The organism is Paramesorhizobium deserti (genome assembly GCF_001558695.1).
Taxonomy (GTDB): Bacteria; Pseudomonadota; Alphaproteobacteria; order Rhizobiales; family Rhizobiaceae; genus Paramesorhizobium; species Paramesorhizobium deserti.
On record NZ_LNTU01000023.1, the window covers coordinates 410,401 to 423,864 of the forward strand.

The 13,464-nt window shown below is 62.7% G+C and carries 11 protein-coding genes; 9 read left to right on the forward strand and 2 right to left on the reverse strand.

Features of this window, described 5'->3' with window-relative positions; genetic code table 11:
* Window positions 1–68 precede the first annotated feature (68 nt).
* From ftsZ to recN, 4 genes are all read left to right on the forward strand, one after another.
* On the forward strand, window positions 69–1,775 hold the full coding sequence (gene ftsZ / locus ATN84_RS14865) for a cell division protein FtsZ (RefSeq protein WP_068882414.1): 1,707 nt from the start codon (window positions 69–71) through the stop codon (window positions 1,773–1,775).
* A 430-nt stretch (window positions 1,776–2,205) separates the two neighbouring features.
* On the forward strand, window positions 2,206–3,153 hold the full coding sequence (gene lpxC, locus ATN84_RS14870) for a UDP-3-O-acyl-N-acetylglucosamine deacetylase (RefSeq protein WP_068882415.1): 948 nt from the start codon (window positions 2,206–2,208) through the stop codon (window positions 3,151–3,153).
* A 282-nt stretch (window positions 3,154–3,435) separates the two neighbouring features.
* Window positions 3,436–4,275: an outer membrane protein assembly factor BamD gene (locus ATN84_RS14875; protein WP_153020268.1), complete on the forward strand. Its 840-nt coding sequence runs from the start codon at window positions 3,436–3,438 to the stop codon at window positions 4,273–4,275.
* Window positions 4,276–4,294: 19 nt separating this feature from the next.
* On the forward strand, window positions 4,295–5,968 hold the full coding sequence (recN, locus tag ATN84_RS14880; protein WP_068882417.1) for a DNA repair protein RecN: 1,674 nt from the start codon (window positions 4,295–4,297) through the stop codon (window positions 5,966–5,968).
* Window positions 5,969–6,094: 126 nt separating this feature from the next.
* Here recN and ATN84_RS14885 read toward each other — a convergent pair whose 3' ends face one another.
* The gene (locus ATN84_RS14885; RefSeq protein ID WP_068882418.1) at window positions 6,095–6,460 is read right to left on the reverse strand and encodes a winged helix-turn-helix transcriptional regulator; all 366 of its coding nucleotides are present in this window, start codon (window positions 6,458–6,460) and stop codon (window positions 6,095–6,097) included.
* A 100-nt stretch (window positions 6,461–6,560) separates the two neighbouring features.
* Between ATN84_RS14885 and ATN84_RS14890 the strand changes: the two genes are divergently transcribed.
* The 5 genes from ATN84_RS14890 to ATN84_RS14910 all read left to right on the forward strand — a co-directional run bounded on the left by ATN84_RS14890 (window position 6,561) and on the right by ATN84_RS14910 (window position 11,560).
* Window positions 6,561–7,307: an SDR family NAD(P)-dependent oxidoreductase gene (locus ATN84_RS14890; RefSeq protein WP_068882419.1), complete on the forward strand. Its 747-nt coding sequence runs from the start codon at window positions 6,561–6,563 to the stop codon at window positions 7,305–7,307.
* A gap of 178 nt (window positions 7,308–7,485) precedes the next feature.
* A complete protein-coding gene (gene ligA, locus ATN84_RS14895; RefSeq protein WP_068882420.1) occupies window positions 7,486–9,654 on the forward strand; it encodes an NAD-dependent DNA ligase LigA in 2,169 nt (722 codons plus the stop codon).
* Window positions 9,651–10,355, forward strand: coding sequence for a DUF2461 domain-containing protein (locus ATN84_RS14900; protein WP_068882421.1), 705 nt, complete (start codon window positions 9,651–9,653; stop codon window positions 10,353–10,355). The genes ligA and ATN84_RS14900 overlap by 4 nt, the downstream gene beginning before the upstream one ends.
* A 173-nt stretch (window positions 10,356–10,528) precedes the next feature.
* Window positions 10,529–11,257, forward strand: coding sequence for an AzlC family ABC transporter permease (locus ATN84_RS14905; protein WP_068882422.1), 729 nt, complete (start codon window positions 10,529–10,531; stop codon window positions 11,255–11,257).
* Window positions 11,258–11,260: 3 nt separating this feature from the next.
* Window positions 11,261–11,560 (forward strand): AzlD family protein, encoded by a 300-nt coding sequence (locus tag ATN84_RS14910; protein WP_068882423.1) that lies wholly within the window; start codon window positions 11,261–11,263, stop codon window positions 11,558–11,560.
* On the opposite strand, the gene ATN84_RS14915 is transcribed toward ATN84_RS14910, so the two are convergent.
* Window positions 11,529–13,385 (reverse strand): aminopeptidase P family protein, encoded by a 1,857-nt coding sequence (locus ATN84_RS14915; protein ID WP_068882424.1) that lies wholly within the window; start codon window positions 13,383–13,385, stop codon window positions 11,529–11,531. The genes ATN84_RS14910 and ATN84_RS14915 overlap by 32 nt on opposite strands.
* Window positions 13,386–13,464: the final 79 nt, after the last annotated feature.

Genomic DNA, 13,464 nt, shown 5'->3' on the forward strand with positions numbered 1-13,464 from the left:
CGGCAACAACAACTCATTCGGCACCGCGGCGGCGAAGCGGTGAAAAAAGGCGAAAAGGACGAGGAACGATGACTATCAATCTGCAAAAGCCGGACATCACCGAGCTTAAGCCGCGCATCACCGTGTTCGGTGTCGGCGGCGGCGGCGGCAACGCCGTCAACAACATGATCAATGCCGGCCTGCGCGGCGTCGATTTCGTGGTGGCGAACACCGACGCACAGGCGCTGGCCATGTCGAAATCGGAGCGCCTGATCCAGCTCGGCACCGCCGTCACCGAGGGCCTTGGCGCCGGTTCGCAGCCCGAGGTCGGGCGCGCGGCAGCCGAGGAATGCATCGACGAGATCAACGATCATCTGTCGGGCACGCATATGTGCTTCGTCACCGCCGGCATGGGCGGCGGCACGGGCACCGGCGCGGCTCCCGTCGTGGCGCGTGCGGCGCGCGAGAAGGGTATCCTCACCGTCGGCGTGGTCACCAAGCCGTTCCACTTCGAGGGTCAGCGGCGCATGAAGACCGCCGACATGGGCATCGACGAACTGCAGAAGAACGTCGATACGCTGATCGTCATCCCCAACCAGAACCTCTTCCGCATCGCCAATGACAAGACGACGTTCGCCGATGCCTTCGCGATGGCGGACCAGGTGCTCTATTCGGGTGTCGCCTGCATCACCGACCTGATGGTCAAGGAAGGCCTGATCAATCTCGACTTCGCCGACGTGCGTTCGGTGATGCGCGAGATGGGCAAGGCGATGATGGGCACCGGCGAAGCTTCCGGCGATGGTCGCGCGATGGCCGCTGCCGAAGCAGCGATCGCCAATCCGCTGCTCGACGAAACCTCGATGCGCGGCGCCAAGGGCCTGCTGATCTCGATCACCGGCGGCCGCGACATGACGCTGTTCGAGGTTGATGAAGCGGCGACCCGCATCCGCGAGGAGGTCGATCCCGAGGCGAACATTATTCTCGGCGCAACTTTCGACGAAGGGCTGGAAGGCGTTATCCGCGTTTCGGTCGTGGCAACTGGCATCGACAAGCAGATCGGAGACGCGGCGCCTGCGCCGCTGGAATTTCGCCAGGCAATGAAGCCTGTCGCAAAGCCCGCCGCCCAGGCGCCTGTCCAGCGTCCTGTAGAGCAGCCGGCGGTTGCCCAGCAGCGCCCGGCGGATCCTGTCGCCCAGGCGATCCAGGCCGCCGAGGCCGAAGTGCCGCAGCACGCACAGCCGTCTGCCGTGGAGCAGGAATTCCGTCCGCAGAGCCGCATCTTCCAGGCTCCCGCGCCGGAAGCGCTCGAAACCCGCGCGCCCGCCGCTGCAGCCGTCGCACCGCGTCCGCAGATGCAGCAGCACGCGCAGCCTGCCATGGCGCCGCAGCCCCAGCCGCAGCATCACCCGATGCACCGTGCGGAGCAGGCTCCCGCTCCGGTGCAGCGGCTTGCACCGCGTATGCCGGATGTCGCTGACTTTCCGCCGGTGGTTCAGGCGGAACTGAATGCGCAGCACAACCCCGTTGCCGAGGATCGTGGTCCGATGGGTCTCCTCAAACGTCTGACCCATGGTCTGTCGCGCCGCGAGGAAGAACCAGCGGCACGGCTCGAGCCCGCGCAGCACCGCGAGCCGGCGATGCGTCCGGCCGAACCCCGCCGCCCGCTTTCGCAGGATGCATCGATCTATGCACCGCGCCGTGGACAGCTCGACGAGCAGGGTCGCCCGCAGCCGCGCCAGGTCTCGGAAGAGGATCAGCTGGAAATCCCGGCTTTCCTGCGCCGCCAGGCTAACTAAAGCCGAGACGGTAAAGGGCCGGTTTTTCTCCGGACCGATACGGATTTCGCAATTTCGTCACAAAGCAACCCTCGTCGATCTTAGGATCGGCGGGGGTTCTTCTTTTCATTCATTTGAAATCATTGGATAATTTCCCTGTCTCCTCATGTGGAAACCATGTAATAAATGGTAAGGAACCGTGATTTGGACCATTAGGGAGCGAACATTATCTTCCAGGCAGCGCATCGGCCGGGCCGGAATCGGTTTTTCGGAGTATTTGGTGCGCGAATTTATTAATCCGCAGCAACCTCCGCGCATTCCAAACGGCAGGGCGCTGCAGAGCACTCGACCCAACAGACTCGCTTTGGAACGATGTCCGGTTGGGGACAACGAAAAGTTGGCGCTGGACATGACAGCCACGTCTGCCAATCTGCAACCGGGGTAGGCATCCATGGGGATCGTTTTGGGCTATCAGAAGACACTGGCAAAGCCGGTTACCCTGTCTGGCATAGGCGTACATGGCGGCAAGCCGGTGACGGCCAGCTTCCTTCCGGCCGATCCCGATACGGGCATTGTCTTTCATCGCAAGGATGCGGATGGCAAGCTGCATGTGATCAAGGCGCTTGCTTCGGAAATCGGCGCGACGGATCTCTGCACCTCGCTCGGCAATCGCGGCGTCAAGGTCGATACGGTCGAGCATTTGATGGCTGCGCTGATGGCCATGGAGATCGACAATCTCGTCATCGAAATCGATGGTTCCGAGGTTCCCATCCTCGACGGCACGTCCACCTGTTTCATCGAGGCGTTCGAGCAGGCGGGGCTCGTCTCGCAGCCGGCCAAGCGCCGTTTCATCCGCGTCACCAGGACCGTGCGCGTGGAAACCGGCGGCTCCTGGGCCGAGTTCCGTCCCTATGATGGGACGCGTTTTGAGGTCGAGATCGATTTCGAATGCCCGCTGATCGGCCGGCAGGGCTTCTCCAGCGACATGAATGCGCAGGTGTTCCGCCGCGAGATCGCCAGCGCGCGCACCTTTGGCTTCATGAAGGATGTCGAGAAGCTATGGGCATCCGGCCATGCGCTCGGCTCTTCGCTCGACAATTCGCTCGTCATCGGCGACGATAATTCCGTGATCAATCCGGGCGGGCTGCGGTTTCCCGACGAGTTCGTGCGGCACAAGACGCTCGATGCGGTGGGCGACCTCGCACTTGCCGGCGCGCCGTTCATCGGCTGCTTCCGCTCCTATCGCAGCGGTCACCGCCTGAACGCCGCCGCCCTGCGCGCGCTTCTTTCCGATCATTCGGCATTCGATATCGTCGAATCGTCGGGCAAGCGGACTGGCGGCCGGTCCGCCGACCTGGTCGCGGTGAACGCTCCCGTTCACGCTCCCTGGGTACTTTAACTCACCGAATATCCTGTGGATTGCGCCTGTCGTGGCGATCGGCGGCGGCTTGGCCATAATTGAGCCGTCAACGGATGATTGACGGGGTGAGGCGCTGGATCACAAAATCGGGCTAATCACCGGCAACGACATTGCCGATTTCCCTGGCTTGTGGTTTATGGGCGACCGAATGCTAGCACGATTTGAGAGTGCCGAAGGGCCGGAGACAGCATGACGAGTTCGAATTTGCCGGTGAACGTTGCGCTTGGGCCCCAAGCCAATCCTGATCTTCAGCGCAATGAAATGCTGCGCAAGGTGGTTCTGACGGGTGTGCTTGCCCTTGCGATCCCGCTTTCGGGCTGCGCCAGCAAAAATGACGACGTCGATCTCAGCAAATATGTCGAGACGATCGATCCCGCCGATACGCTCTATAATCAGGGCCTTGCGAATCTCGAAGCCGGCCGCCTGAACGAGGCGGCGAAGAAGTTCGCGGCCATCGACCGCCAGCACCCCTACACGGAATATGCCCGCAAGGCACTGGTGATGGCTGCCTTCACCAATTACCGGCAGGGCAATTACGACGAAGCCGTGAATATGGCGAAGCGCTACACGACGCTCTATCCGACGTCGCAGGAAGCGGCATATGCCTATTATATCATCGGCCTCAGCTATTTCCGGCAGATCCCCGACGTCACGCGCGACCAGGGGCAGACGCGGCGGGCGATCGCGGCGATGAACGAAGTGGTCGAGCGTTATCCCGATTCCGAATATGTCGAGGATGCCAAGGCGAAGATCCGGTTCGCCCGTGATCAACTCGCCGGCAAGGAGATGCAGATCGGACGCTATTATCTCGAACGCAAGGAATATCTGGCGTCGATCAAGCGGTTCCGCACCGTGGTCGAGGAATATTCCAACACCCGCCATGTCGAGGAAGCGCTGGCACGTCTCGTCGAAGCCTATTACGCGTTGGGCCTCGTCTCTGAAGCGCAGACGGCGGCGGCGGTGCTCGGACAGAACTTCCCGGACAGCCAGTGGTACAAGGATTCCTACAAGCTTCTGCAGAGTGGCGGGCTGGAACCGCGCCAGAATGCCGGTTCGTGGCTGTCGAAGGCGGCCACGCTGATCACCGGCGGCGGCGCATAAGCTCAACTTAGAGGCTCTGATGCTGTCGCACCTGTCGATCCGCGATATCGTCCTGATCGAGAGGCTCGATCTTGAGTTTCGCGGCGGTCTTTCGGTGCTGACCGGCGAGACGGGCGCCGGCAAATCCATCCTGCTTGACGCGCTTTCGCTGGCGCTTGGCGCGCGGGGCGATGCCTCGCTCGTGCGCCATGGTGCGGAGCAGGGGCAGGTGATCGCAGCCTTTGACGTTCCCGGCAATCATCCAGCAAGAGCCTTCCTTCGCGAGAACGATATCGATGACGACGGCGACGTCATCCTGCGCCGGGTGCAGACGGCGGACGGGCGCACCCGCGTTTTCATCAACGATCAGGCGGCGAGCGTGTCGCTGTTGCGCGAGGTCGGGCGCCGGCTCGTGGAAATCCACGGCCAGCATGACGACCGGGCACTGATCGACACCGATATTCACCGCACGCTGCTCGACGCCTTCGGTGGGCTGGAGCCGGATGTCTCGCTTGTCCGCAGCCGCTATCGGGTCTGGCGCGACGCCGAGCAGGCGTTGTCGCGCCATCGGGCGAAGGTCGAGGCGGCGGCGCGCGAGGCGGATTATCTGCGCGCCTCGGTGGACGAACTCTCAAAGCTCGACCCGCAGCCGCAGGAAGAGGAAACGCTCGCCGAAAAGCGGGCGACGATGATGAAATCGGAAAAGATCGCGGCCGATGTCAACGAGGCGAACGAGATCCTGTCCGGTTCGGCTTCGCCCGTGCCGTCGCTCGCGAGCCTAGTGCGGCGGCTGGAGCGCAAGGCCGGCGAGGCGCCGCAATTGCTGGAGCCCGTGATCAAGGCGATAGACCAGGCACTCGATAGCTTAAGCGATGCGCAGAGCGGTATCGAGGAAGCGATGCGGGCGATCGATTTCGATCCGCGTGTGCTGGAGCAGGTGGAGGAGCGGCTTTTCGCGCTTCGGGCCGCCGGGCGGAAATATTCCGTGCCTGTCGACGATCTGGCGGCGCTGCGCGACCGGATGGATGCGGATCTCGCCGATCTCGACGCCGGGGCGGAGCGTCTTGCCGTGCTCGAAAAGGAAGCCGTTGCTGCTCGTGTCGCTTATGACGAGGCCGCCGCGCGGCTTTCTGCCGATAGGCGGGAGACGGCGGAGCATCTGAAAGCCGCCGTCATGGCCGAGCTGCCGGCGTTGAAGCTGGAGCGCGCCGAGTTCATCGTGGAGATGAAAAGCGATGCGGAAGCGCGTGGCGCGGAGGGCATCGACACGGTCGAATATTGGGTACGGACCAATCCCGGCACGCGGGCAGGGCCGATGATGAAGGTCGCCTCGGGCGGCGAGCTCTCACGCTTCCTGCTGGCGCTGAAGGTGGCGCTCGCCGATCGCGGCTCTGCGCCGACGCTTGTTTTCGACGAGATCGATACCGGCGTGGGGGGTGCGGTGGCCGACGCTATCGGCCAGCGGCTCTCCCGCCTTTCGGCCAATGTGCAGGTTCTCTCCGTCACCCACGCGCCGCAGGTCGCGGCGCGCGCCACCACGCATATGCTGATCTCCAAGGGCCCGACCGGCGAGGCTTCGGACATGATCGTCACCCGTGTGGCGCATATGGATCATGAGGCCCGCACCGAGGAGATCGCCCGTATGCTCGCTGGCGCTTCGGTCACCGACGAGGCGCGCGCGGCGGCGGCGAGGCTGTTGAGCGGGGCGGGGTAAGGGAGTTCAGGCAAAGGCCCCGGTTGCCGCGATTGGAAAGGAAAGGCGCCGTAGTGGTCTTCACAGCCTACCGGGCGCTTTATCCACGCTGTCGCGCGCCATAGCTCGTCCAGCACATTCGGAAAGTCAGGCTGCGTTCTCCGCCGCGGACGTGCCGCGCCGTGACATCAGTTTCTCAACCTCGGTCATATGTTCCGTTCCCCAGGCGCAGAGGGGCTTCAGGGCTTCAGCGAGGGTCTGGCCGAACGCAGTAAGGGAATATTCGACTTTCGGCGGAATTTCCTTGAAGTCGAGCCGATCGACGATCCCATCGGCCTCCAACTCCCTGAGTTGCTGGATGAGCATCTTGTCACTGACATTGCCGATGGCACGCCGCAGGTCGCCATAGCGTCGAGATTCGTGGGCAAGGTGGAACAGAATCAAGGGCTTCCACTTTCCGCCGATGACAGCCAACGCGGCGTCCAGCCCGCAGTTAAAGCCTGATGTGGTCATTTCTCATGCTCCAATAGGTACTTACCAAAAGGTGCATACTGGAAGAAAGAAAAGCAAGTCTCTATTTCGAGTCGGTCATCATATTCCTTAGGAGATCGAGATGGGCAGACTTGAAGGTAAAATCGCTGTCATTACCGGCGGCAACAGCGGCATCGGTCTGGCGACCGCCAAGCGGTTTGTGGCGGAAGGGGCCGAGGTTTTCATTACCGGCCGTCGGCAGGAGGAACTGGACAAAGCAGTGGAGGCGATCGGCTCCGGAGTGACGGCGGTGCAGGGCGACGTTTCGCGTCTGGACGATCTCGATCGGCTGTTTGCGACGGTGCGTGCGAAGAGCGGGCGAATAGACATTCTTTTCGCCAATGCCGGACTTGGAAAGCTGGCTCCGCTTGGCGTTATCGACGAGGCGTCGTTCGACTTGACGTTCGACGTCAACGTCAAGGGAACGCTGTTCACGGTGCAAAAGGCTCTGCCGCTTATGCGAACCGGTGGATCCATCATCCTGACCGGCTCGACCACCGGTTCGACGGGAACGCCTGCGTTCAGCGTCTACAGCGCGACCAAGGCCGCGATCCGTAATTTTGCCCGAAGCTGGGCGCTGGATCTGAAAGGGACAGGCATCCGCGTGAACGTGCTCTCTCCCGGCGCCACCGAGACGCCCGGCCTCAAGGGCTTGGCAAAGGCCGGAGAGGAGGATGTGTTCCTGGAAGGCTTCGCCACGGAGATACCGCTCGGCCGTATCGGGCGCGCCGAGGAGACGGCGGCGGTGGCGCTCTTCCTTGCCTCGGACGAAAGCAGCTTCATGACCGGTAGCGAGGTCTTCGTTGACGGCGGGTCCGCACAAGTCTGAAGGCCGCTCGAGCCCGGGTCCCAAGCTCTGAGTCAAGGCCGTCTGAGCGCAAAATGCCCGGACATCAAAGGCTGCCGGTTTCATTCGGCGGCCTTGTGGTTGAGGGACATCCATTGCGCTGGTTCTCAAAAATCATGGTTTGGGCTAGAACGATTCCGAATTATCGGAGTCTCCACGCATGCCCACCAACCAAAAGCCTGTCAGCGAATTGAGCGAAGCCGAAGCCGTCGAGGAGCTGGCGTTTCTTGCCGGCGAGCTCGCCCGGCATGATGCGCTTTATTATGCCAAGGATGCGCCGGAGATTTCGGACGCCGAATATGATGCGCTGAGACAGCGCAACAATGCGATCGAGGCGCGGTTTCCGGCGCTGATCCGGCCCGACAGCCCGTCGCGCAAGGTGGGGACGGCGCCCTCCGGCCCATTCGCGCCGATCGTCCATTCCCGCCCGATGCTGTCGCTCGACAACGTTTTTTCGGACGAGGATGTGCGCGATTTCGTCGCCAGCGTCTACCGGTTCCTGGGCAAACTGCCGGATAGCTCCATCGCCTTTACCGCGGAGCCGAAGATCGACGGGCTTTCGATGTCGCTGCGCTACGAGCGGGGACGGCTCGTCAGCGCCGCCACGCGCGGCGATGGCACGACGGGCGAGAATGTGACGGCAAATATCCGCACCATCAAGGAGATCCCGAACGAGCTGCCCGCCGGCGTGCCAGAGGTCGTGGAGATACGCGGCGAGGTCTATATGGCCAAGAGCGACTTCCTTGCGCTCAACACGCAGATGGCGGCCGAGGGCAAGCAGACCTATGTCAATCCGCGCAACACGGCGTCAGGCTCGCTGCGCCAGCTCGACCCGAAGGTGACAGCGAGCCGGAAACTGCGCTTCTTCGCCTATGCCTGGGGCGAGATGTCGGCCATGCCGGTCGATACGCAACTCGGCATGGTCGAGCTCTTCGGGGCATGGGGCTTTCCCGTCAACCCGCTGATGAAGCGGTTCTGCACAGTGGAAGAGCTTCTGGAGCACTACCACCAGATCGAGCGCCTGCGTCCCGACCTCGACTATGACATCGATGGGGTCGTCTACAAGGTCGATCGGCTCGACCTGCAGACCCGCTTGGGCTTCCGCTCGCGCTCGCCCCGCTGGGCGACGGCGCATAAATTCGCGGCCGAGCAGGCCTTCACGCGGCTTACCGGTATAGACATCCAGGTCGGCCGCACCGGCGCGTTGACGCCGGTGGCGCGGCTGGAGCCGATCACCGTGGGCGGGGTGGTCGTCACCAACGCGACACTGCACAATGAGGACTATATCAAGGGCATCGGCAGCGGTGGCCAGCCGATCCGCGAGGGTCGTGATATCCGCGTCGGTGATATGGTGATCGTACAGCGGGCAGGGGACGTCATTCCGCAGATCGTCGATGTGGTCATGGACCAGCGCCCCGCCTCGGCCGTTCCTTACGAATTTCCGCATCGCTGCCCGGTCTGCGATAGCCATGCCGTGCGCGAGGAAGGGGAGGCGGTACGCCGCTGTACCGGCGGGTTGATCTGCTCGGCACAGGCGGTGGAGCGTATCCGGCACTTCGTCTCGCGCAATGCCTTCGACATCGAGGGGCTGGGGGAAAAGCAGGTCGAGTTCTTCTTCAATGCCGAAGACCCGGCGCTGCGGGTGCGCTCGCCCGCCGACATCTTCACGCTGAAGGAGCGGCAGAGCCGTTCCCTGACCAAGCTTGAGAATATTGACGGGTTCGGCGCGGTTTCGGTGAAGAAGCTGTTCGACGCTATCGATGAACGCCGCAACATTGCGCTGAGCCGTTTCCTTTTCGGGCTTGGCATCCGGCATGTCGGCGAGGTCAACGCCAAGCGCCTTGCCCGCGCCTATGGCTCCTACGAGGCTTTTGAACGCGCTGTACGAGAGGCCAAGCCGCCGCAGGACCCGGCGGATCGAACCGACAAGGGTAACGAGGCCTGGCTTGAGCTGAACGATATCGAGGGCATCGGGCGGATCGTCGCCGAGGCGGTCGTTGATTTCTACAACGAGCCGCATAATCTTGAAGTGCTGGACGCGCTTTTGAAGGAAGTGACGCCGCTCGACGAGGAAGTGCGCGTCGCCAGCGGCTCGCCTGTGGCGGGCAAGACAGTGGTGTTCACCGGCTCACTCGAAAAGATGTCGCGCGACGAGGCCAAGGCCATGGCCGAGCGCTATGGCGCCAAGGTTTCAGGCTCGGTGTCGAAGAAGACCGACCTGGTGGTGGCTGGCCCGGGCGCTGGATCGAAGCTCGCCAAGGCGCAGGAATTCGGCGTCGAGGTGATCGACGAGGACGGGTGGTTCGCACTTGTTGGAGAGAAAGCATGAGCGAGCGGAAGTTCAAGGGTTTCGGCGAAAAGGCGCTGCCTTTCCTGAAGGCGCTCGATTTCCACCAGAACCGCGAATGGTTCCAGGAAAATAAGAGCCTCTTCGAGAGCCAATTGAAGGAGCCGCTCGGCGATCTCGTCGAAGATCTGACGGAGCGGTTTGCCGAGGCCGGCCTGCCGTTCCGGGGCGATCGGGTGAAGTCGCAGTTCCGCATTTATCGTGATGCCCGCTTCTCCAAGGACAAGAGCCCCTATAACCGGCATCTCTCGGCGCTGCTTTCGGCCGATGGCAGCAAGCGGGTCGAGAGCGGCTGCTTCTATGTCTGCATCGGCCTGCCGGGCGTGCGCGATTGCTATGCGGGCGTCGCCTGGTGGCAGCAGAGACCGGAATTACTGCTCGCCATGCGCAAGGCGATCGTGGAGAAACCGGAGGAGTTCCGGGCGATGGTCAAGGCATTGAAGCGCAACGGGCTGGAGCTCCGCGATACGGACCGGCTGAAGCGCCTGCCGCGCGGCTTCGAGCATGTCGAGGAGCCGGATCTTGCCGAAGCCGTTAAAAACAAGCACTTCTTCGTGCGCATGGAGATCGATCCCGACAGCATCACCTCGCCGGAACTTGCCGACAGGCTGTTCGATTTCGCCGTCCGGGCAAAGCCGTTGATCGACTGGGGCAAGAAGATCGAGAAGACGGTGCCGGCCTGATCATTGAAGATTTTGTGACCTAATCATCAAGAGTTCTGATGTGACATCACCGTCAACCTGATCTAGATCAGGCTAGGAAACCGGTTTCGTTCCTTTCCTGGATTTGCTCCGGCACAACATCACTGTTTTCAGTAAAGCGGCCTGCGTCCGATGCGGCGGCTTCGGGAGATATCATGGATCAGGCGGTCAGCGCCAAGACAGCAAGGCGACCGCGCGTCGACTTCTGGGAAGGCTTTCGCAAGGGGCTTCCCGTCATGGTTGCTTCCGCGCCGTTCGGCCTGTTGTTCGGTGCGGTGGCGGTCGACAACGGCTTCTCGGTATCGGAAGCGGTGCTGATGAGCGCGACGCTCTATGCCGGCGCGAGCCAGATGGTGGGGCTGGAGCTCTTCGGCCAGAAGATCGCGCCGTGGCTGATCGTGCTGTCGATCTTCGCAGTCAATTTCCGTCACGTCCTCTATTCGGCTGCCGTGGGGCGGCGTATCCGCCACTTCACCTTCTGGCAGAAGGTCGCCGCCTTCTTCCTGCTGGTCGATCCGCAATATGCCGAGACGGAGAAGCGCGGCGAGGCGGGATTGCCCGTCACCTTCGCCTGGTATCTGGGCCTTGCCACGCCCGTCTACGTCATGTGGACGGCCGAGGCCTTCATCGGGGCCGTCTTCGGCAATCTGATCTCCGACCCCCATGCGATCGGGCTCGACGTGCTGCTGCCGATCTATTTCCTCGGCCTGGTCATGAGCTTCCGCTCGCGGCCGAGATGGCTGCCGGTGGTGATTGCAAGCGGCGCGGCATCCGTTCTCGCCTACAACACCGTCGGCTCGCCCTGGCATGTCAGCCTCGGCGCCATCGCCGGAATATTGGTGGCCGCCATCCTGGCCAAACCGGCAGAAACAGGGAAGAACTGAGCGATGTCGACAATCGTCTGGATCATCTTCGCCGCCGCGGTCATGACCTTCCTCACACGCGTCGGCGGGCATCTCGTCCTCTCCCGCTTCGAGCGGATCCACTACCGCGTCGAAGCGGGGCTCAATGCCGTGCCGGCGGCGGTGCTGACCACACTGGTAGCGCCGCCCGCCTTCACCAATAGCTGGCAGGAATTCGCCGCCCTGCTTTTCTCCGGGCTGATCGCGACGCGCTTCAGCATGATGCCGATGTTCTTCTCCGGCGCAGCCTTCATCATCCTACTGCGTCATTTCTTTCCGATCTAGCGCCCAGCGATTCGGTCGCGGTGACCAGCCAGTCGCGCACCTTGCCGGTCGCGTGCGGCAGGAGCTTTTCGCGGACCTCTGCGTGATAATTATCGAGCCAGACCAGTTCCTCCCTGATCAGGAGCGAGGTGTCGATCAACCGGCGGTCAATCGGGCAGAAGGTCAGGGTCTCAAAGCCCATCATCGAGATATCGCCGCCCTTGATGGCCTCCGCCTCGGTGACGGCAACAAGATTTTCGATGCGGATGCCGAAGGCGCCGGGCTTGTAATAGCCGGGCTCGTTGGAAAGGATCATGCCGGGCATCAGCTCCTGCACGCCGCGCCGCGAGATGTTCTGTGGCCCCTCATGGACGGCGAGATAGGAGCCGACGCCATGGCCGGTGCCATGGGCATAGTCGAGGCCGTGCTTCCAGAGCGCAATGCGGGCGAGCACGTCGATATCCATGCCGCGCGTGCCCTTGGGGAAGCGCGCGGTGGAAATGGCGATCATGCCCTTCAGCACCAGCGTGAAGGCGCGTTTTAGCTCTTCCGACACAGTACCGATCGGTACGGTACGGGTGATGTCGGTGGTGCCGTCGCGATACTGGCCGCCGGAATCAACCAGATAGAGCTCGCCTTCGTTCAACATACGGTTCGTATCCGTATTGACGCGATAATGCATGATCGCGCCGTTAGGCCCGGCGCAGGAGATGGTGTCGAAGGAGATATCCTCGAGCGGCATTTGGAAGCTTTCGGCGACGCTGCGGCGGGTTTCCTCGAGCTTGGTCGCGGCGGTGATCTCGTCGATCGTGCCCGGCTTCTGCTCGTCGAGCCAGGACAGGAAGGAAGCCATGGCCAGGCCGTCGCGCTCATGCGCACGGCGCGAGCCCGTGAGTTCCGCCTCGTTCTTGATAGCGCGGGGCAGGCGCGCCGGATCCTTGCCCTCGATCACCCTGCCGCCGGCTTCCTCGACGATCATGCGCAGCTTTTCCGCTGCCAGCGCCGGATCGAGCAGTATCGCGTCGCCTTGCGTTCCGCATGACTGCAGATACTCCTCCAGCGTGTTGGGCGAGCGAAGCTTCGCCAGTTGCGTCAGATAGGCTTCCGTCTCGATCGGCAGCTTGCGCTTGTCGATGAAGACCGACGGTTCGCCATGCGCGGCGATGATGGCGAAGGAAAGCGGCAGCGGCGTATTGCTCACATCCTTGCCGCGGATGTTGAAGGCCCAGGCGATGGAGGAGGGGTCGGTCAGCACCGTGGCCGCGGCTCCCGCCTTGGTGACCGCCTCCGACAGTTCCTCCAGCTTCTCGCGCGCTTCCTTGCCGGCGAAGGCGATGGGCTGGATAGTGACCGGCTCCAGCGGCGGGGAGGGCTGGTCGGTCCAGACGAGATCGACCAGATTGTCGGTGACCGGCACCAGCCTGCCGCCGTTCTTCTCCAGCGCCTCGCGCAGCGAGCGGGCTTCGGCGATGGTATGCAGCCAGGGATCGAAGCCGATGGCGAGACCCTTGCCGTTTTCGGCCAGCCAGACGGAGGGCGGCGTGTCGATCAGGCTCTCGACCTGGAAAATGCTCAAATCCGTCTGGTCGCGCACTTGCAGCGTGTAGCGCCCGTCTACGAAGATGAAGGCATCATGCTTGAAGATCAGCGCAACGCCGGCCGAGCCGGTGAAGCCGGTGAGCCAGGCAAGGCGCTGCGCGCGCGGCGGCACATATTCGCCCTGGTGCTCGTCGGCGCGCGGCACGAGAAAGCCGTCGAGGCCGAGCTTTTCCATCTCGGCCCTGAGCTTTGCCACGCGCGGTGCCGCATTGGCCGGATTGCTGGTGACTTCGAAGGACTGGAACATCTGATTTCGTGAACCTCTATTGACAGGCCCGCGAAATTATCCGCCCGGCGCGTCCGGCGCAATGTAGGCGGCGCATTCT

What these genes read in the sequence shown, in the direction of transcription:
- ATN84_RS14875 (WP_153020268.1), top strand. Translation starts at nt 3,436, where the DNA reads ATGCTGCGCAAGGTGGTTCTGACGGGTGTGCTTGCCCTTGCGATCCCG.
- ATN84_RS14890 (WP_068882419.1), top strand. Translation starts at nt 6,561, where the DNA reads ATGGGCAGACTTGAAGGTAAAATCGCTGTCATTACCGGCGGCAACAGC.
- ATN84_RS14915 (WP_068882424.1), bottom strand. Translation starts at nt 13,385, where the DNA reads ATGTTCCAGTCCTTCGAAGTCACCAGCAATCCGGCCAATGCGGCACCG.
- recN (WP_068882417.1), top strand. Translation starts at nt 4,295, where the DNA reads ATGCTGTCGCACCTGTCGATCCGCGATATCGTCCTGATCGAGAGGCTC.
- ATN84_RS14910 (WP_068882423.1), top strand. Translation starts at nt 11,261, where the DNA reads ATGTCGACAATCGTCTGGATCATCTTCGCCGCCGCGGTCATGACCTTC.
- ATN84_RS14905 (WP_068882422.1), top strand. Translation starts at nt 10,529, where the DNA reads ATGGATCAGGCGGTCAGCGCCAAGACAGCAAGGCGACCGCGCGTCGAC.
- ATN84_RS14885 (WP_068882418.1), bottom strand. Translation starts at nt 6,460, where the DNA reads ATGACCACATCAGGCTTTAACTGCGGGCTGGACGCCGCGTTGGCTGTC.
- ligA (WP_068882420.1), top strand. Translation starts at nt 7,486, where the DNA reads ATGCCCACCAACCAAAAGCCTGTCAGCGAATTGAGCGAAGCCGAAGCC.
- ftsZ (WP_068882414.1), top strand. Translation starts at nt 69, where the DNA reads ATGACTATCAATCTGCAAAAGCCGGACATCACCGAGCTTAAGCCGCGC.
- ATN84_RS14900 (WP_068882421.1), top strand. Translation starts at nt 9,651, where the DNA reads ATGAGCGAGCGGAAGTTCAAGGGTTTCGGCGAAAAGGCGCTGCCTTTC.
- lpxC (WP_068882415.1), top strand. Translation starts at nt 2,206, where the DNA reads ATGGGGATCGTTTTGGGCTATCAGAAGACACTGGCAAAGCCGGTTACC.